Source organism: Simiduia agarivorans SA1 = DSM 21679, from assembly GCF_000305785.2.
Lineage (GTDB): Bacteria > Pseudomonadota > Gammaproteobacteria > Pseudomonadales > Cellvibrionaceae > Simiduia > Simiduia agarivorans.
The window spans coordinates 3774641-3793927 of the sequence record NC_018868.3; the positions used below are offsets into that span (position 1 = coordinate 3774641).

At 56.9% G+C, this 19287-nt stretch carries 16 protein-coding genes; 11 read left to right on the plus strand and 5 right to left on the minus strand.

Annotated elements, in window-relative coordinates:
• Positions 1-3: 3 nt before the first annotated feature.
• Positions 4-408, minus strand: coding sequence for an outer membrane protein assembly factor BamE (locus M5M_RS16830; RefSeq protein ID WP_015048710.1), 405 nt, complete (start codon positions 406-408; stop codon positions 4-6).
• Between the two features lie 83 nt (positions 409-491).
• Here M5M_RS16830 and fur point away from each other — a divergent pair, with 83 nt between their 5' ends.
• A complete protein-coding gene (gene fur, locus M5M_RS16835; protein ID WP_015048711.1) occupies positions 492-899 on the plus strand; it encodes a ferric iron uptake transcriptional regulator in 408 nt (135 codons plus the stop codon).
• A 159-nt stretch (positions 900-1058) separates the two neighbouring features.
• Here the strand turns inward: fur and recN are convergent, their stop codons facing one another.
• Positions 1059-2717 (minus strand): DNA repair protein RecN, encoded by a 1659-nt coding sequence (recN, locus tag M5M_RS16840; protein WP_015048712.1) that lies wholly within the window; start codon positions 2715-2717, stop codon positions 1059-1061.
• A 195-nt stretch (positions 2718-2912) separates the two neighbouring features.
• On the opposite strand from recN, the gene grpE reads away from it, so the two are divergent.
• The 9 genes from grpE (at position 2913) to greA (ending at position 15184) form a co-directional block, all read left to right on the plus strand.
• Positions 2913-3476 carry a nucleotide exchange factor GrpE gene (gene grpE / locus M5M_RS16845; RefSeq protein WP_015048713.1) on the plus strand — a complete coding sequence of 188 codons (564 nt, stop codon included), beginning with the start codon at positions 2913-2915 and terminating at the stop codon, positions 3474-3476.
• Positions 3477-3601: 125 nt separating this feature from the next.
• Positions 3602-5533: a molecular chaperone DnaK gene (dnaK, locus tag M5M_RS16850; protein ID WP_015048714.1), complete on the plus strand. Its 1932-nt coding sequence runs from the start codon at positions 3602-3604 to the stop codon at positions 5531-5533.
• 108 nt (positions 5534-5641) lie between these two features.
• Entirely contained in the window at positions 5642-6769 is a 1128-nt protein-coding gene (gene dnaJ / locus M5M_RS16855) for a molecular chaperone DnaJ (protein ID WP_015048715.1), read from the plus strand.
• Between the two features lie 43 nt (positions 6770-6812).
• Complete coding sequence (gene dapB, locus M5M_RS16860; RefSeq protein ID WP_015048716.1) at positions 6813-7619, plus strand: 4-hydroxy-tetrahydrodipicolinate reductase; 807 nt, start codon at positions 6813-6815, stop codon at positions 7617-7619.
• Between the two features lie 168 nt (positions 7620-7787).
• Positions 7788-8360, plus strand: a complete 573-nt coding sequence (locus M5M_RS16865) for a YfiR family protein (protein WP_015048717.1) — start codon at positions 7788-7790, stop codon at positions 8358-8360.
• Positions 8361-8404: 44 nt separating this feature from the next.
• Positions 8405-9955 (plus strand): methyl-accepting chemotaxis protein, encoded by a 1551-nt coding sequence (locus M5M_RS16870; protein WP_015048718.1) that lies wholly within the window; start codon positions 8405-8407, stop codon positions 9953-9955.
• A gap of 335 nt (positions 9956-10290) precedes the next feature.
• Positions 10291-11427: a glutamine-hydrolyzing carbamoyl-phosphate synthase small subunit gene (gene carA / locus M5M_RS16875; RefSeq protein WP_015048719.1), complete on the plus strand. Its 1137-nt coding sequence runs from the start codon at positions 10291-10293 to the stop codon at positions 11425-11427.
• A 62-nt stretch (positions 11428-11489) separates the two neighbouring features.
• Complete coding sequence (gene carB, locus M5M_RS16880; RefSeq protein ID WP_015048720.1) at positions 11490-14711, plus strand: carbamoyl-phosphate synthase large subunit; 3222 nt, start codon at positions 11490-11492, stop codon at positions 14709-14711.
• Complete coding sequence (greA, locus tag M5M_RS16885) at positions 14708-15184, plus strand: transcription elongation factor GreA (protein WP_015048721.1); 477 nt, start codon at positions 14708-14710, stop codon at positions 15182-15184. Before carB ends, greA begins: the two co-directional genes overlap by 4 nt.
• A gap of 92 nt (positions 15185-15276) precedes the next feature.
• On the opposite strand, the gene M5M_RS16890 is transcribed toward greA, so the two are convergent.
• The 3 genes from M5M_RS16890 to M5M_RS16900 form a co-directional block, all read right to left on the minus strand.
• Positions 15277-16617 carry a class II 3-deoxy-7-phosphoheptulonate synthase gene (locus tag M5M_RS16890; RefSeq protein ID WP_015048722.1) on the minus strand — a complete coding sequence of 447 codons (1341 nt, stop codon included), beginning with the start codon at positions 16615-16617 and terminating at the stop codon, positions 15277-15279.
• A gap of 121 nt (positions 16618-16738) precedes the next feature.
• Positions 16739-17935: an amino acid aminotransferase gene (locus tag M5M_RS16895; protein ID WP_015048723.1), complete on the minus strand. Its 1197-nt coding sequence runs from the start codon at positions 17933-17935 to the stop codon at positions 16739-16741.
• A gap of 3 nt (positions 17936-17938) precedes the next feature.
• Entirely contained in the window at positions 17939-18436 is a 498-nt protein-coding gene (locus M5M_RS16900; RefSeq protein ID WP_016389845.1) for a MarR family winged helix-turn-helix transcriptional regulator, read from the minus strand.
• A gap of 163 nt (positions 18437-18599) precedes the next feature.
• Here M5M_RS16900 and M5M_RS16905 point away from each other — a divergent pair, with 163 nt between their 5' ends.
• On the plus strand, positions 18600-19280 hold the full coding sequence (locus M5M_RS16905) for a nitroreductase family protein (protein ID WP_015048725.1): 681 nt from the start codon (positions 18600-18602) through the stop codon (positions 19278-19280).
• The last annotated feature ends 7 nt before the right edge of the window (positions 19281-19287 follow it).

The window sequence follows — 19287 nt, forward strand, 5'->3', positions numbered from 1 at the left end:
CGGTCAGATGGGTTGGTCCTGCGGGGAGTCAGTCTCTTTCTGCACCTGACCTTTGACGTAGTCACCTTCGAACTTGGCCAGATTTTCACCGTCGAAATAAACCGTGAACAGCTTGCGTTTGGTGTCGCCGTTAGGGTATTTCATGGTCCACATGTAGTCCCAGCGATCCGCATGGAAGGTATCTTCTACCAGGGGTGTACCCAGAATGAAGCGCACCTGACGCCGGGTCATCCCCTGTTGCAGCTGATCGACCATCTCGTCGGTCACAATGTTGCCCTGCTGCACGTAGATGCGGTAAACCCCGGGGAATTGAAAGTAGCTGCAGCCACCTAAAACGCCCGCTAACAATAATAAAATCAAGGTGTTAGCGCGTAGTCGGGACTGAATGAAACGGATCGGGGACTGCATTTAAGGGGTTCCACAAGTTCAAGCGAACGGGGATAATACCGGACTCACTCGCAAGTCGCCAGATAATCAAAAGAGGATGCCAAATGAGCTCAGAGAATCAGGAACTTCGCAAAGCGGGGCTCAAAGTGACCCTGCCACGCGTGAAAATTTTGCAGATCCTGGAGAGTGATGGCACCCATCATTACAGCGCGGAAGAAGTGTACAAAACCTTGTTGGAGCAAGGCGAAGACGTGGGCCTGGCGACGGTTTACCGGGTGTTGACCCAGTTTGAGACGGCCGGTCTGGTGACGCGTCACAACTTCGATGGTGGCCATTCCGTGTTCGAAATGGATCGCGGTGACCACCACGATCACATGGTCTGCACCGAAACCGGCAAAGTTATAGAGTTTCACAACGATGAAATCGAAGCGCTGCAGGAGATGATCGCTGAGAAACACGGCTATGAGCTGGTAGACCACAACCTGGTGCTTTACGTGAAGCCGAAGAAGTGACGTCATTCCCTTGGCGCGCGGGCGTTTTGTGGGAGCGGCTTCCCAGCTGCGAAAGGTGGGGACCTATCCTGATTAATATCGACGTCGCCAGATGTTTCGCGGCTGGGAAGCCGCTCCCACAGGGCCGCCGCGCCGCTTCAGTAAATTAATCCAGGTTTCTCAGCAACTCAGCTCCAGCATCTCGCGCGCATGCGCGCGCGTCTGCTCGGTCAACTCCACGCCGCCCATCATGCGGGCAATTTCCTCGATTTTTTCTTCGCCGGCCAGGTGCACCAGAGTGGACTGGCTGTTGCCTTTACGTTGCAACTTGCGCACTTGCAGGTGCTGGTGGGCCTTGCTGGCGACTTGCGCCAGGTGGGTGACGCAAATGACCTGCCCGTCTTTCCCCAGCTGGCGCAGCAGTCGGCCAACGATATCCGCAGTCGCGCCGCCAATGCCCACATCCACTTCGTCGAATACCAAGGTGGGGATGGTGGATTTGTTGGCCACGCAAACCTGAATGGCCAGGCTGATGCGCGACAATTCACCGCCCGAGACCACTTTGGCCATCGGCCGCGCCGGTTGCCCGGGGTTAGTCGCAACATTGATGGCGATGGCATCGGTACCGGTCGCCGAAGCGTCGGCGTCGGTGACGGCGATATCCACCAGCGCGCCGGCCATGCTCAATTGTTGTAATTGACGATTGATGCCACGTGATAACTGGGTGGCGGCCTGCTTACGCTGTTGCGACAACTCTGTGGCCAGCTTGCGGTAATTAAGCTCAGCCTCTGCGGTAGCGTGGGCAAGGCCATCCAGGCCGCCTTCTGCTGCCGCCAGCGGCGCCAGTTCTTCCGCCAACTGCTGATGTAACTCTGTCAGCTGTCCGGGGCTGACGCGGTGTTTACGCGCGATCTGGTAAATGCTGTCGAGGCGGGCCTCCAGCCATTGCAGGCGTTCCGGGTCGGCTTCAAAACTGTCGATGTGGTGCTCGATGGCGCTGACGGCTTCCTCGATGTGTATCTGAGCGTTGATCAGCAATTGCTCTGCTTCTTGCAATTGGCTCGATTTATCGGGCAGCTCCCGCAGTAGCCATAAGCCTTTGCGCAGCCCATCCAGCAGGCCCTGCTCGTCATCGCTGCACAGAGCCGCGAGTTGCTGGCTGCTGGTGAGTACTTGCTCCGCATTGGCCTGCTGCCGGTGCTCGCTTTCCAGTTGCTCCAGCTCGCCCGGCTGCAGGTTGAGTTGATCCAGCTCCTCTACCTGATAGCGCAGCAGCTGGCTGCGCGCGCTCATCTCGGCCTCGTTGTCGCGTTGGTACTGCAGTTGAGCGGCAAGTGATTGCCACTCTTTCCAGCTGGCCTTGACCGCCTGATACAGGCTGGTATGGCCGCCAAACTGGTCTACAAGCGCGCGTTGGTGGTCGGGTTTGAGCAGGTTCTGGTGAGCGTGCTGGCTGTGAATATCCAACAGCAGCTCGCCCAGGGTTTTCAGTTGTGCCAGTGTTGCGCTCTGGCCGTTGATGAAGGCCCGTGACCGCCCTTCAGCAGTGAGTGTGCGACGGAGTATGCACTCACTATCGGTCTCGAAATCATTGTTTTTCAGCCACTTGTTGGCGCGGGGTAACTGGGTGATATCAAAGGTGGCGCTGACTTCCGCCCGCTGACAGCCATGCCGTACCTTATCGGCATCGGCTTTTTCGCCCAGCGCCATACCCAGCGCATCCAGCAGCAGTGATTTGCCTGCGCCGGTCTCGCCGGTAATGGCGGTTAATCCGTCGTGCAGTTCAAGATCCAGCTGCTCTACCAACGTGAAATTGCGGATGCACAGAAGCGTTAACATAAGCGGTCACCAGGGCGAAAAATCCATGTATATGTAAACAGTGTTTATTTATACAGTAATTTTTGCGCTTTTCAAGCCCGGCATAACACTTGAATGGCGCGTGTGAGCCCCCATATAGGCTGCAGGTTGTGGTAATCACACCGCAGTAATCATTTATCAGAGTACTTATCAGCCAGTTTGAACAGGGGAACACGCGTGTCGACTGAACAACAAAAGCCGCCCGTTGAAGAAACCGATGTAGCGGTAGAAGCCGAAGCCAGCCCGGATGTGGAGGTTGAGCTGTCAGAACCCCAGGGCCTGGAGGCCGACATTGCGCGCCTTGAAGCCGAGTTGCAGCAGGCAAAAGACACCGCGCTGCGCGCCGCTGCCGAGGCCCAGAACGCCCGTCGCCGTGCGGAGCAGGACGTAGAGAAGGCCCACAAGTTCGGCCAGGAGAAACTGGTGCAGGACATGTTAGTGGTGGCCGACAATCTCGAGCGTGCCCTGGCCAACGTGAACGCCGATGACGAGGCGATGAAGTCGGTGGCCGAAGGGCTTGAGTTGACGTTGAAAAGTCTCATTGACGGTCTCAAGCGCCATCAGGTGGTCCAGATTAACCCCGTGGGCGAACCGTTTGACCCCAATCTGCACCAGGCCATGACCCAGGTGCCCAACCCGGACATGGAACCCAATACCGTCATGGATGTGTTCCAGAAGGGTTACACCCTGCACGGTCGCCTGGTGCGTCCGGCCATGGTGGTGGTATCAAAGGCACCATAAATTGCTGTTATCACGCCTTGAAAATTGGCAAACAGCGCCAATATAGAGAACAAGGCAAAACAACCGGCCGCGCTGGACTGAACCGGCGCCGCATTTGAAACAAGTTTTTATTCGGAGATTTTTCCATGGGCAAGATTATCGGTATTGACCTGGGCACCACCAACTCTTGTGTGTCCGTTCTGGAAGGCGACAAGACCCGCGTGATCGAAAACGCGGAAGGTGATCGCACCACGCCCTCAATCGTCGCTTTCACCGAAGATGGCGAAGTACTGGTTGGCCAGAGTGCCAAGCGCCAGGCCGTCACCAACCCCACTAACACCCTGTTCGCGGTGAAGCGCCTGATCGGCCGCAAGTTCACCGATGACGTAGTGCAGAAAGACATCAAAATGGTGCCCTACAAAATTGTTGGCGCCGACAATGGTGATGCCTGGGTAGAAGTGAAGGGTGACCGTAAGGCGCCGCCGCAGATTTCTGCCGAAGTGCTGAAAAAGATGAAGAAAACCGCCGAAGACTACCTGGGCGAAGCGGTGACCGAGGCGGTAATTACCGTACCGGCTTACTTCAACGATTCCCAGCGTCAGGCCACCAAAGACGCCGGTAAAATTGCCGGTCTGGAAGTGAAGCGCATCATCAACGAACCCACTGCCGCGGCCCTGGCCTACGGCATGGACAAGGTGAAAGGCGATCGCACCATTGCGGTTTACGACCTGGGTGGCGGTACCTTCGATATCTCCATCATCGAAATCGCCGACGTGGATGGCGAGCACCAGTTTGAAGTGCTGGCCACCAACGGTGACACCTTCCTGGGGGGTGAAGATTTCGACCTGCGCCTGATCGACTACCTGGCGGACGAGTTCAAAAAGTCCAACGGCATTGATCTGCACAACGATCCACTGGCACTGCAGCGTCTGAAAGAGGCTGCAGAAAAGGCCAAGATCGAGCTGTCTTCCAGCCAGCAGACTGAAGTGAACCTGCCCTACATCACCGCTGATGCCACCGGTCCCAAGCACTTGGTGGTGAAGCTGACCCGCGCCAAGCTGGAGTCACTGGTCGAAGATCTGGTGAAGCGCTCTATGGAGCCGGTGAAGCAGGCCATTGCCGACGCCGACCTGTCTGTGGGCGAGATCAACGACGTGATTCTGGTGGGCGGTCAGACCCGTATGCCGCTGGTACAGAAATACGTGACCGAATTCTTCGGCAAAGAGCCGCGCAAGGATGTGAACCCCGATGAGGCGGTGGCCATGGGTGCTGCGATTCAGGGTGCGGTACTGTCCGGCGACGTGAAAGACGTACTGCTGTTGGACGTAACCCCGCTGACCCTGGGTATCGAAACCATGGGCGGCGTGGCCACGCCACTGATCGACAAGAACACCACTATCCCGACCAAAAAGTCGCAGGTGTTCTCTACAGCCGATGACAACCAGACTGCCGTGACCATTCACGTGGTTCAGGGTGAGCGCAAACAAGCGGCGCAGAACAAATCGCTGGGTCGTTTTGACCTGGCCGACATTCCGCCCGCACCCCGTGGCATGCCGCAAATTGAAGTGACCTTCGACATCGACGCCAACGGTATTCTGAACGTGAGCGCGAAAGACAAGGCCACGGGCAAGCAGCAGTCCATCGTGATCAAGGCTTCTTCGGGTCTGTCCGATGACGAAATCGACAAGATGGTGCGCGATGCCGAAGCCAATGCCGAGGCAGACAAAAAGTTCGAAGAACTGGTCACTGCGCGCAACACCTTGGATGGCCTGATTTCTGCCACCAAAAAGACGCTGACCGAGGCCGGCGACAAGGCGACCGAGGAAGAGAAAGCGGCTATCGAAGCGGCACTGACGGAAGCCGAAACGGCGGTCAAAGGTGACGACAAGGCGGCCATGGAAGCGGCGACCCAGAAGCTGACCGAAGCATCCAGCTCGCTGGCACAGAAGCTTTATGCCGAGCAGGCGCAGGCCCAACAGGCCGCCGGCGGCGCGGGCGCAGCCGGTGCCGAGCAGGCCAAAGCCGATGACGGTGTGGTAGACGCCGAGTTTGAAGAAGTGAAAGACGAGCAGAAATAAAGTCTCGTGGCTCGGACACGGGCGAACGCGTTGTTCGCCCGGTGTTAACCTTCTCTCAGGCGCGGCCCGCAAAGCCGCGCCATTGTTTTTAGCGAAGATACCGAAACTATGTCAAAGCGTGATTATTACGAAGTGCTGGGTGTGGAGCGCGGCGCCGACGAAAAGGAGCTGAAAAAGGCCTATCGTCGCGTGGCTATGAAATTTCACCCGGATCGCAACCCCGATAACAAAGAGGCCGAAGACAAGTTCAAAGAGGCTAACGAAGCCTATGAAGTTTTGTCCGATGCTCAGAAGCGCGCCGCCTACGACCAGTACGGTCACCGCGGTGTTGAGGGTATGGCGGGCGGCGGTGGCGGCGGCCAGGGCTTTGGTAATTTCAGCGATATTTTTGGCGATGTGTTCGGCGACATTTTTGGTGGCGGCGGTGGCCGCGGTCGGGGTGGCCCTGCGCGCGGCTCCGATTTGCGTTATACCCTCGATCTGGATCTGGAAAGCGCCGTCAAAGGCACCACGGTAAAAATCAAAGTACCGACGCTGGTCGCCTGCGAGCCCTGTGATGGCACGGGTGCGAAAAAAGGCACCAAAGCCAGTACCTGTACCACCTGTGGTGGCATCGGTCAGGTTCGCATGCAGCAAGGGTTTTTCTCGGTACAGCAAACCTGTCCCAACTGTCGCGGGCGTGGCACCATCATTACCGATCCTTGCACCAGCTGTCACGGCCAGGGTCGCAAAGAGGAAACCCGCACCCTGTCAGTCAAAGTGCCGGCAGGCGTTGATACCGGCGATCGCATTCGTCTGGCCGGTGAAGGGGAGGCCGGTGAGGCCGGTGGCCCGCCCGGTGATCTGTACGTGCAGGTGCACGTGAAAGAGCACAGTATTTTTGAGCGCGATGGCCGCAACCTCTATTGCGAAGTGCCTATCAGTTTTGTGGATGCGGCACTTGGCGGTGAGTTGGAAGTGCCCACGTTGGACGGTCGGGTCAAACTGAAAGTGCCGGCGGAAACCCAGACCGGAAAAATGTTCCGTTTGCGCGGCAAAGGGGTTGTGCCCGTGCGGGGAGGCAGCCCCGGTGACCTGATGTGCAAAGTGGTCGTGGAAACACCGGTCAATCTCAGCAACAAGCAAAAAGAACTGTTGAAAGAGTTCCAGTCCACCATGACCGGTGACAAGCACTCGCCACGCCAGAGCAGCTGGTTTGAAGGCATGAAAAACTTTTTTGGCGATATGAAAATATAAGCGACTGATTTATTGCTAGTCACTGGCAACATTAGGATTTTTTATGACCGTTAAACTTGCAGTAACCGGTGCCGGCGGGCGCATGGGGAAGATGCTGATCGAGGCGATTGCCAATGCCGACGGCGTCGAGCTGGCGGCGGCGATCGAACGCCCGGGTTCCAGCCTGGTGGGGGCAGACGCCGGTGAAATTGCGGGTGTCGGCAAGCTGGGTGTGGCCGTGGTGGACGATATTCACGCGGTGATCGATGATTTTGATGTGTTGATCGACTTCACAATCCCCAAAGCCACGCTGGCCAATGCCCGGGTCTGTGCCGACGCGCACCGCTCTATAGTGATAGGCACCACCGGCTTCTCCGACGATGAAAAAACCGAGCTGCTGGCGGCCGCCGATGCCACCGGGATGGTGATGGCAGCCAATTACAGCACAGGTGTGAATCTGTGCTTCAAGTTGCTTAAATCTGCTGCGGAAATACTGGGTGACGACTACGACGTCGAGGTCTACGAGGCGCATCATCGCCACAAAATCGATGCCCCGTCCGGTACTGCCTTGCGCATGGGGGAGGTCCTGGCGGATGCACTGGGCCGCGACCTGGACAAGGTGGCGGTCTATGGCCGGGAGGGGCAGACTGGCGCCCGCGAGCGCGATACCATCGGTTTTGCCACCGTGCGGGGCGGGGACGTGGTTGGCGATCACACGGTGATGTTCATGGCCGAGGGCGAGCGCATTGAAATCACCCATAAGGCTTCGTCCCGCATGTCGTTTGCCCGCGGTGCGGTGCGGGCTGCCGCCTGGCTTAAAGGCAAAGACAGTGGCCTGTTTGATATGCAGGATGTTTTAGGCTTGCGCTGATCCTGCGCGTTATCCGTTCTCCTTAAAGCCCGCACCTTGCGGGCTTTTTTCTGACTCAAATCCCTCCTTTGGTCGGGCCAATTTGGTGCTTTGGCTGATTGATGACTATGCTCAAGTGTGCTCGCCACTTTTTGCGTGCCTGTATAAATACCGTCTGAAGGAACCACTGTGGCGTTTGGGGAAACCTTTGCGAGATCTGTGCATTTGCTTCTCAGAGGCACGCTGCTGCTCGGCCTGTGGCTGGTGCTTTCCCAGCAGTCGCTGGCGGATCGTCTCAGCGACACCTACAACGGGCGCAAGGTGCTGGCGGATTTTATGGTGGGTTTGGCCAAGCACGTAACCTGGCCGGATGAAGCCTTTGCAGGCAGTCGGTCGGATTTTGTGGTGTGTGTGCTCGGACCCGATCCGTTTGAGGGCAGTCTGGCTGCCAAATTCGGCGGACGCCGGGTCGGGCCTCGCGAAATCGTGGTCCGCGTGATGGAGCAGGTACCCGACGGGGGATTTACGGGTTGTCATCAGTTGTTTATTGCCGCGGGTTTAAGGGCCGAAGTTAAAGAAATCCTGCAACGGCTCGATAACCTGAAGGTGCTGTCGGTAAGTGACATGGAGGGATTCGCCTCCGCAGGTGGCATGGTGGGTGTAGTGGGTTCGGGTAACCGGGTCTCTATGCAGATTAATCGCACTGCATTGCTTGCCAGCGGGTTGACCGTGTCACCTGCATTATTGAGATTGGGTCGATAGTGGCCCGGAAATACTAAGTGCTTGAAAGTTAAGGTATCTATCACATGAATATGTTCAGCCTGTCGTTAAAGTGGAAGGTGTTTCTGGGCATAACCGTCACCAGTCTGTTGGCGGTCATTATCTCCAGTACCCTGTCGGTACGGGCGGAGGTTAAGCGCGCTGAGGCAACGATCCAATCGGATACCCAGGACCTTGCAGAGATTATCGGCAATGCCACCGTGGGTGCCATTGCGTTTGGCGACAGTGCGTCGGCCCGCGATATTCTCGGCAGCTTGCAGTTGCAGAACCGGGTGTTGAGCGCAGTCATTTACGGCAGTGATGGCAAACCCTTTGTTTGGTACGAGCGCGGCCGTAAAGGCAGCGAAAGCTTGCCGGCAGGGGCCCCGTCGAGCCCGGGCAACCTCGGCGTTGTATTGCTTGAAGACAGGGTCAGTGTGACCTCGGTGATCGAATCGGGCGGCAGCAAAGTCGGTACCATCTACTTGTTGACCAGCCTGGATGAGTTGAAAGAAGCCGTTGCTGATGCAGTCTGGGGCGCGATTGTCACCGTGGTGGTCATCGGTGTTCTGGCTGCGATCATATCCTTCGTACTGCAGGCCGGTATCGTGGGCCCCATCAACTCGGTGGCCGAAGCGTTGGAAGACATTGCCGGGGGCGAGGGCGATCTGACCCGGCGTTTGCCGGTGAATTCCCAGGACGAAGTGGGGCGCCTGTCGACCGCGTTCAATACCTTTGTTGATAAGGTGCACGGCATTATCGCTGACTTTGCGGAAACGGCGACTGACCTCAACAGCCAGGCCAATGGCCTGTCCGGCACGGCGAAAGAAACCGAGCGCGGCGTGGTGCGCCAGCAAACGGAAATCCAGCAGGTGGTGACCGCAGTGCGGGAAATGGCCGCCGTGGTGGGCGACGTGGCGTCCAATGTGTCACAGGCTGCCGCCAACGCCGAGGAAGCCGACAAGCAGGCCAATGCCGGTCGTGCCGTTGTGAGCAGTACAGTAAGCAAAATTGAAGGGCTGGCCCGCGACATTGATGCCGCCGCCGAAGTGATCGACAAGCTGCGCGCAGAGACGGATTCCATTGGCAGCGTGTTGGACGTGATCCGGGGTATCGCCGAGCAAACCAACCTGTTGGCATTGAACGCGGCCATTGAGGCGGCCCGGGCCGGTGAACAGGGACGCGGCTTTGCGGTGGTCGCAGATGAGGTGCGCACCCTGGCCTCGCGCACGCAATCGTCCACCCAGGAAATTCAGGTGATGATTGAGCGCTTGCAGTCGGGTGCCCGCGAAGCGGTGCAGATGATGGAAAAGGGCACAGGTCAGGCCTCTGAGTCGGTTACCCAGGCCGAGGAAGCCAGCCAGGCGCTGGATGCCATCACCGGTGGTGTGGGTGCCATCAAAGATAAGACCAACCAGATTGCCAGTGCATCGGAAGAGCAAAGCGCCGCGACCCGTGAAATGGAACGCAACATGGAAAACATTGCCGATGTTGCCCGCAAGGCCTCCGAGGGCTCGATTGAAATCGCCACCAGCACAGCACGATTGGCGGAAATGGCGGCCCGCATGGCCAAGATTGTTAAGCAATTCAAGGTGTGAGGACAAAAGTGTGCCGGCCGGGTGAAATTTACCCGGCTTTTACGTGGACACTGGCGGCACCATTGCGTAAAATTGCGGGCTAAGTAAGGTCTGACCAAAGCCCAAGGCCGCAGGAAATGTCCAACGCCAAATTCTGAAAAGCGAGATGAAACCCTGTTTCATCTCGCTTTTTTACAACCTGCGGCGCTCTTCTTGTCATGAAAAGCTGTAAACGTCGGCAAACGTGCAGAAATGCATGGTTGCTTTGCTCAGCCTGAAAAAGGTGTTACCCATGGCCCGCGCGCGGGTTTTGGGTGCGTTGACCCGAACTTTATGCCAGCCCTCAGGAGGTCGACTTGTTTACTGGTGCCCATCGTCCCGCCATTCTCGTGTTAGAAGACGGCAGTATTTTCCGCGGTAAAGCCATTGGTGCTGACGGTCAGTCAGTGGGAGAGGTGGTGTTCAACACCGCCATGACCGGTTATCAGGAAATCCTCACCGATCCCTCCTATGCCCGCCAGGTGGTCACACTGACCTACCCCCATATCGGTAACACCGGTACTAACAGTGAAGACGAAGAGTGCGAAACCATCTGGGCTGCAGGCCTGGTGATTCGCGACCTGCCCCTGTTGGCCAGCAATTTCCGCAACACCCAGACGCTGGAAGACTATCTGGCCACGCGCGGCATCGTCGGTATCGCCGATATCGATACCCGCCGCCTGACCCGGATCCTGCGTGACAAAGGCGCTCAAAGCGGCTGCATCATGGCCGGCGAGATCGATGAAGACGCCGCGCTGGCCGCTGCCAAAGCCTTCGGTGGCCTGAAAGGCATGGATCTGGCAAAGGAAGTGACGGTAGACAAGCCCTATGCCTGGACTGAAGGTTCCTGGCAGCTGGGCCAGGGCTTCCCGACGCCCACCGAGAAAAAATTCAAAGTGGTGGCCTACGATTACGGCGTCAAGCGCAATATCCTGCGCATGCTGGTAGACCGCGGTTGCGACCTCACCGTGGTGCCGGCGCAGACACCTGCCGCCGACGTGTTGGCGATGAATCCCGATGGCATCTTCCTGTCCAACGGCCCGGGTGACCCGGAGCCTTGTACCTACGCTATTGACGCGATCAAAGCCTTCCTGGACACCGACATTCCGGTGTTTGGTATCTGTCTGGGCCACCAGCTTCTGGCGCTGGCCAGTGGTGCCAAAACGGTGAAAATGAAGTTCGGTCACCACGGGGGTAACCACCCGGTGCAGGACCTGGACAACAAGACCGTGATGATTACTGCACAGAACCACGGTTTTGCGGTCGACGAGGCCAGCTTGCCCGCGAATCTGCGTGCAACCCACAAGAGCTTGTTCGATGGTTCGCTGCAGGGCATTCATCGCACCGACAAACCGGCCTTCAGCTTCCAGGGGCACCCGGAAGCGAGCCCCGGTCCGCACGATGCGGCCCCTTTGTTCGACCATTTTGTCGAGTTGATGAGCGCGCGGGCCTGACAGGACCCGCTCTGTACACCCAAAACCAGACAAACTAATTTTGAGATTCAGGCGACAGCACAATGCCAAAAAGAACTGACATTAAAAGCATCCTGATTATCGGTGCCGGCCCCATCGTGATTGGCCAGGCCTGTGAATTCGACTACTCCGGCGCTCAGGCTTGTAAAGCCCTGCGCGAAGAGGGTTACCGGGTTATCCTGGTGAACTCCAACCCGGCCACCATCATGACCGATCCGGCCATGGCGGACGCCACCTACATCGAGCCCATCGAGTGGCAGACGGTTGCGGCGATCATCGAAAAAGAGCGTCCCGATGCGGTGCTGCCCACTATGGGTGGCCAGACAGCGCTTAACTGTGCGTTGGCGTTGCACAAGCACGGTGTGCTGGAAAAGTTCGGCGTTGAATTGATCGGTGCCAACGAAGAGGCGATCGAAAAAGCCGAAGACCGCGAACTGTTTGACCAGGCCATGAAAAAAATCGGCCTGGAGTGCGCACGCGCCAAGATCGTTCACACCATGGAAGAAGCCAAGGAAGTGCCGAAAGAATTTGGCTTTCCGTGCATCATCCGCCCGTCGTTCACCATGGGTGGCTCTGGTGGTGGTATCGCCTACAACTGGGAAGAGTTTGAAGAAATCTGTGCCCGCGGCCTGGATCTCTCGCCCACTAATGAGCTGTTGATTGATGAATCGCTCATCGGTTGGAAAGAGTACGAAATGGAAGTGGTGCGCGACAAAAACGATAACTGCATTATCGTGTGCTCGATCGAAAACTTTGATCCCATGGGTGTGCATACCGGCGATTCCATCACCGTGGCACCGGCGCAAACCCTGACCGACAAAGAATACCAGATCATGCGTAACGCCTCGGTGGCGGTATTGCGCGAGATCGGTGTGGAAACCGGCGGCTCCAACGTGCAATTTGCGGTGGACCCGAAAACCGGTCGCCTGGTGGTGATTGAGATGAACCCGCGCGTGTCGCGCTCATCCGCGCTTGCCTCCAAAGCCACCGGTTTCCCCATCGCCAAGGTGGCGGCGAAACTGGCCGTGGGTTACACGCTGGACGAATTGCAAAACGACATCACCGGTGGTGCCACCCCGGCGTCGTTCGAACCGTCTATCGACTATGTGGTTACCAAAATTCCGCGCTTTACCTTCGAGAAATTCGGCGAAGCCGATGCGCGTCTGACCACGCAAATGAAATCCGTGGGCGAAGTGATGGCCATCGGCCGCACCTTTCAGGAATCGGTTCAAAAGGCACTGCGCGGTCTGGAAGTGGGCTCGGCCGGTTTTGAGCCTATCGTCGATCTGAATGAACCCGATGCCATGACCCTGATTCGTCGCGATCTCACCACGCCCGGTGCCAAGCGCATCTGGTACGTGGCCGATGCGTTCCGCGCCGGACTGAGCGTAGACGACGTATTTAATCTGTCGGCCATCGACCCTTGGTTCCTGGTGCAGATCAAAGACATTGTGGATACCGAATTGAGCCTGGCGTCTGTGACAATGTCGTCACTGGACGCGGAAAAAATGTTCGCGCTCAAGCGCAAAGGGTTTTCCGACAAGCGCCTGGCCAAACTGTTGGGCGTTACCGAGAAAACTTTCCGCAAACACCGTCAGGGGCTGAATATCCGCCCGGTGTACAAGCGGGTGGATACTTGTGCGGCCGAGTTCTCTACATCCACTGCTTACATGTACTCAACCTACGAGGAAGAGTGCGAAGCGAATCCGTCAGGGCGCGATAAAATTCTGGTTTTGGGTGGCGGCCCGAACCGCATTGGGCAGGGTATTGAATTCGATTACTGCTGTGTGCACGCGGCGCTGGCCATGCGCGATGACGGTTACGAAACCATCATGGTCAACTGTAACCCGGAAACCGTGTCCACCGATTACGACACCAGTGATCGCCTGTTCTTCGAGCCCGTGACACTGGAAGATGTGCTGGAAATCGTTGAACTGGAAAAACCCAAAGGCGTGATCGTGCAATTCGGTGGCCAGACGCCGCTGAAACTGGCGCGCGCGCTGGAAGAGGCCGGTGTGCCGATTATCGGCACCAGCAGTGACGCCATCGACCGCGCCGAAGACCGTGAGCGGTTCCAGCAGATGGTGATTCGTTTAGGCCTTAAGCAGCCCGCCAACGCCATTGTGCGCTCCACCGAAGAAGCGTTGCGTTCGGCTGAAGGGGTGGGCTATCCATTGGTGGTTCGCCCTTCCTACGTGCTGGGTGGTCGCGCCATGGAAATCGTCTACAACGAATCCGAACTGAAAACCTACATGCGCGAAGCGGTGCAAGCCTCTGAAGATGCGCCGGTATTGCTGGATCACTTCCTGAATAACGCCATCGAGGTGGATATCGACGCAGTATCCGACGGCAAGGATGTGGTGATCGGTGCGATCATGCAGCACATTGAACAATGTGGTGTGCACTCGGGTGACTCCGCTTGTTCACTGCCGCCTTACTCGCTGGATAAGGATGTGCAGAATGAGATGCGCGAGCAGGTACGCAAAATGGCCATCGAGCTGGGTGTGATCGGCTTGATGAACGTGCAGCTGGCGTATCAGGACGGCGAGATTTACGTCATCGAAGTGAACCCTCGTGCGTCGCGCACGGTGCCGTTCGTGTCCAAGTGCATCGGCGTGTCTCTGGCCAAAGTGGCCGCGCGCTGCCAGGCGGGTATGTCGCTGGCTGATCAGGGCTTCACCCGCGAAATCGTACCGAGCTATTACAGCGTTAAAGAAGCGGTGTTTCCGTTTAATAAATTCCCTTCAGTGGATCCGATTCTTGGTCCGGAAATGCGCTCCACCGGTGAGGTGATGGGTGTAGGTGATACCTTCGCCGAAGCCTTTGCCAAAGCCCAGTTGGGTGCAGGCGACGTGTTGCCCACCAAGGGTAAAGCGTTTATCTCTGTGCGTGACTTTGACAAGGATTCCATGATCACCGTAGCCAAAGAGTTGGCTGATCTTGGCTTTGAATTGTGCGCCACCCGTGGCACCGCCGCCGTGATTGAGGCTGCGGGTTTAACCGTGCAAACCGTCAATAAAGTCAATGAGGGACGGCCTCATATTGTCGATATGATCAAGAACGATGAAATCGATCTGATCATCAATACCACTGAAGGTAAGCAGGCGATCAAGGATTCAGCCTCGATCCGCCGTGGTGCAGAAGGTCATCGGGTCTATTACACCACCACCCTGGCTGCGGCCGAGGCATTGTGTGTTGCCATTCGCTTTGGTCTGAAGACAGAAGTCCGTCGCCTGCAGGATTTGCATAAGAGGATCATTGCATGACTAAATTCCCTATGACCGTAGAAGGCGCCGAAGCGCTGCGTGCGGAATTGGAGCACCTGAAAAAAGTGGAGCGGCCACGCATTGTGACCGCCATTGCCGAAGCGCGTGAACACGGCGATCTGAAAGAAAATGCTGAGTATCACGCCGCGCGTGAACAGCAGGGTTTTTGCGAAGGCCGTATTCAGGAAATTGAAGGTAAGTTGGGCAATGCCCAGATTATCGATATCACCAAGATCCCGGAGGGGGATAAGGTGATCTTTGGTACCACCGTCGATATTCTGAATATTGAAACCGACGCGGTCGTAACCTACAAAATTGTGGGTGAAGACGAGGCCAATGTGAAAGAGAATAAAATTTCCATTACCTCACCCATCGCTCGCGCCTTGATAGGTAAAACGGTCGGCGATGTTGCTCTGGTGCGCACACCGGGCGGCGAAGTGGAATACGAAATCGACGCGGTGTATCACCGCTAAAACAAATCGGGGTCAGACCCTATGGTACTTTTCACCTAGCGCTCTGCGCTAAGTAAAAAGTACCATAGGGTCTGACCCCGCTTTTCTTTACGTTACACCCGCAATTTATCCGCAATACAAAACGCCAATTCCAGTACCTGATCGCCGTTCAGACGCGGGTCGCATTGGGTGCGATAACAGTTGGCCAAATCCTCGTCACTCAGTTGATAGGCGCCACCGGTACATTCGGTGACGTGCTGGCCGGTCATTTCCAGATGGATGCCGCCGGGTTCGCAGTTTTCACTTCTGAGTGCAGCAAAAAACTCATTGATCTCTGTGAGGATGGCATTGAAGTCGCGGGTTTTGTAACCATTGCTGCTGGTGACCGTATTGCCGTGCATGGGGTCGGACGACCAGACCACCTGCCGGCCCTCGGCTTTCACTTTGCGTGCCAGTAACGGCAGTTTATTCGCCAACTTGTCTGCACCCATGCGGGTGATCAGGGTCAGCCGGCCGGGGATATTGTCGGGGTTGAGCGCATCGATCAGCCGGATCAATTCGTCTTCACCCATGCCGGGGCCGACTTTCACGCCAATGGGGTTGTGAATGCCGCGGAAAAATTCCACGTGGGCTTCATCCAACTGGCGCGTGCGTTCGCCAATCCACAGCATGTGCGCCGAGCAGTTGTACCAGTCGCCGGTGAGGCTGTCGCGGCGGGTCAGCGCCTGCTCGTAATTGAGCAATAACGCTTCGTGCGACGTAAACAGGCTGGTGGCGTGCAGCGGCGGGGTGTTGTCGGAATTCACGCCGCACACTTCCATAAACGCCAGTGCGTCCTGAATGCGTTCGGCTACCGCCAGATAACGTTCGCGCAATGGACTCGCTTCGGCAAAATCGAGATTCCACTGGTTGACCTTGTGCAGGTCGGCCAGGCCGCCGGTGGCGAACGCGCGCACCAGATTCAGTGTGGCCGTGGACTGGTGATAAGCCTGCAGCATGCGATGCGGATCGGGCGTGCGCGCGGCTTCAGTGAAATCCAGTTGATTGATGATATCCCCGCGGTAGGAAGGCAATGAAACCCCGTCCTGGGTTTCCAGATCAGCAGAGCGTGGCTTGGCGAACTGGCCTGCCATGCGTGCCACCTTAACCACGGGTTTGCGGCCGGAGTAGGTCAGCACCACGGCCATCTGCAGCAGGACTTTGAATGTATCTCGAATGGAGTTGGCGGAAAAATCCGAAAAACTTTCGGCGCAATCCCCACCCTGCAATAAAAATGCTTTGCCCTGGGCCGCGCGGCCCAGCTGCTCACGCAGATCGCGCGCTTCCTGGGCAAATACCAAAGGCGGCATTTTGGTTAATTGGGCTTCTACCTGCGCCAGTTGATCGGCGTTCGGGTACTGGGGTTGCTGGCGAATGGGATAGCCGCGCCAGCTGTCGGGGGTCCATGATTTCATGTTATGCCTTAAACAGGTGCGGGGTCAGATCCTATGGTGCTTCTTTCTTCCGGGCGCTACCTGGCGGGTAGCCCTAAGAGGAAAGTACCATAGGGTCTGACCCCCATGTTAAAACGCAAGGTTATTTCTTCAGTACGGCAACGATCGATTCGGCCAGGTAGTCTACGTTGGCCTGACTGATACCGGCGATATTGATGCGGCTGGAGTCTACCAGATAAATGCTGTAATTCTGCACCAACTGCTGGACCTGGTCTTTATTGATGCCCAGAAAAGAGAACATGCCGGATTGATGCTCAATAAAGCCGAAATCCTGTTGCGCGCCTTTTTCGATCAGCTTTTGATTCAGTAATGCGCGCAGCGCTTTGATGCGATTGCGCATTTCCGCCAATTCATCGTGCCACATGTTGGTGAGTTCAGTACTGGCCAGAATGGTCTCCACAATGGCGCTGCCATGATTCGGCGGCATGGAATAGATACCGCGCACCACACTCAGCAGGTTGCTCTGGCCTTTGTCCGCATCGGCGGCACTTTGGTACACAATGGACAATCCGCCCGCGCGCTCGCGATAGAGACCGAAGTTTTTGGAGCAGGAGCTGGACACAATCAGCTCCGGTACTTTTTCCGCCATCAGGCGCACGCCGTAAGCATCTTCATCCAGGCCTTCGCCGAAACCCTGATAGGCCATATCGATAAACGGGGTAAAGCCGTTTTTCAACGCCAGCTCCGTGATCGCCTGCCATTGCTCGCGGTTCAGGTCGGCGCCACAGGGGTTGTGACAGCAGCCGTGCAGCAGCACCAGGTCACCTTTACCCACCGTGCCAAGCGTTTCCATCATGGCGTTGAAATTTACCGCGCGGGTGGTGGCATCATAGTAGGGGTAGGTCTTGATGGTGAGCCCGGCATTGCCCAGCAGGGGAATGTGGTTGGCCCAGGTGGGGTCAGACACCCAGATAGTGGCGGGTGGGTTGGCCTTCTTGATGAATTCGGCCGCTACCCGTAATGAACCGCAACCGCCCGGGGTCTGGATGGTACGCACGCGGGTGCTGGTCACGGCCGGATGCGAAGCGCCGAAAATCAGGTTCTGCAACAGGGTGTTGGCGCCGGCCGCGCCGGGCGGGCCAATATAGACTTTGGAGCTTTCGCTGTTGAAATAGGCAAGCTCTGCCTGTTTTACCGCCTTGAGTACTGGCGTGTTGCCTTGCTCGTCTTTGTAAACGCCTACACCCAGATCAATTTTTTTAGCGTTGGTGTCGGCTTTGAAGGCGGCGGACAGGCCGAGAATCGGATCGGCGGGCAAAGCTTTCAGTATTTCAAACATCGGTTATTCCTTGTTCAGTGTGGCGGGATTGACGTTGTTGCGCTCCCACTGATTGACGCGTTTTTGCAATTTATTGGTAATTTGCTTGAGCGCTTGTTGCTCCTCATCGCTGAGTTGATTGAGCAGGTCCTGCTCATAGCAGCGCGCAAGCGGAATAATGCGCTGGTAAATATCACGGCCCTTGGGCGTTAGCGTGAGCAATGCGCGGCGCCGGTCGTCTTCGTCCAGCTCCCGGTGTATGCACTCCATGTCCAGCAGGCTGGACACGGCCCTGCTGATGGCAACTTTATCCATTGCCGTGCGCGACACCAGGTCGGCCGCGGTGAGATTGTCCTCCAGCCCCAGCACAGCCATGACTCGCCAGGCGGGTATCGTCAGGTGAAACCGGCTCGAATAGGCTTCGGCAATGGCGTAACTGATACGGTTGGCCAAAGTGGCAAGCCGGTAGGGCAGAAAGTCGGCCAGTTGTAACAGCTCAGTTTTTTCGTTTTGTGTGGTCATACGGCAAAAGGGCGATCTCAGGGTTGCCAACAGCGGCGCACAATGGTTTCATATGTAACCTTATCTTGCAAACCTTTCGACGCAGAGAGGCGTCGGGGTTTGTCCCCGGCCGCAAGCCACAGTCCGGCGTGGCATATAAGCATAACCAGAACAGGACGATTCCATGGCCAGCATACACGGTCAAGACGCATTTATTCCCTTGCAATACAGCCGCATGCCTGAACAGGACATGTGCCGGGAAGCGCAAGCATTCTACCAGAGGATGAAGACGCGTAGGAGCGTGCGCGACTTTTCCGCTGACCCGATTCCACGGGCAGTCATCGAGCAAGCGCTGCGCACGGCCGGCACTGCGCCCAGCGGTGCAAACAAGCAACCGTGGCATTTTGCGGTGGTGACAGACCCTGCCGTCAAACGCGAAATTCGCCTGGCCGCAGAAGCGGAAGAGCGCGAGTTCTATGAGCGCCGCGCCAGCGATGAATGGTTGAAAGATCTGGCGCCGCTGGGAACTGATGATCAGAAGCCTTTCCTGGAGACCGCGCCCTGTTTGATTGGTGTATTCCTGCAGAAATTCAATCCGGGTGACGACGGTGGCAAGCATAAAAACTATTACACCAGCGAATCGGTGGGGTTGGCCACAGGCATGCTGATCAGTGCGCTGCACCTGTCGGGGCTGGCAACACTGACCCATACGCCCAGCCCGATGAAATTCCTCAACCGTATTCTGAAGCGGCCCGACGATGAGCGGCCCTTTCTTCTGTTGGTGGTGGGTTATCCGGCAGAGGGAGTGAAAGTACCCAACATTTCCCGCTATGAGCTGGAACACACCTGTTCTTTTTTTGACTAATTGACAC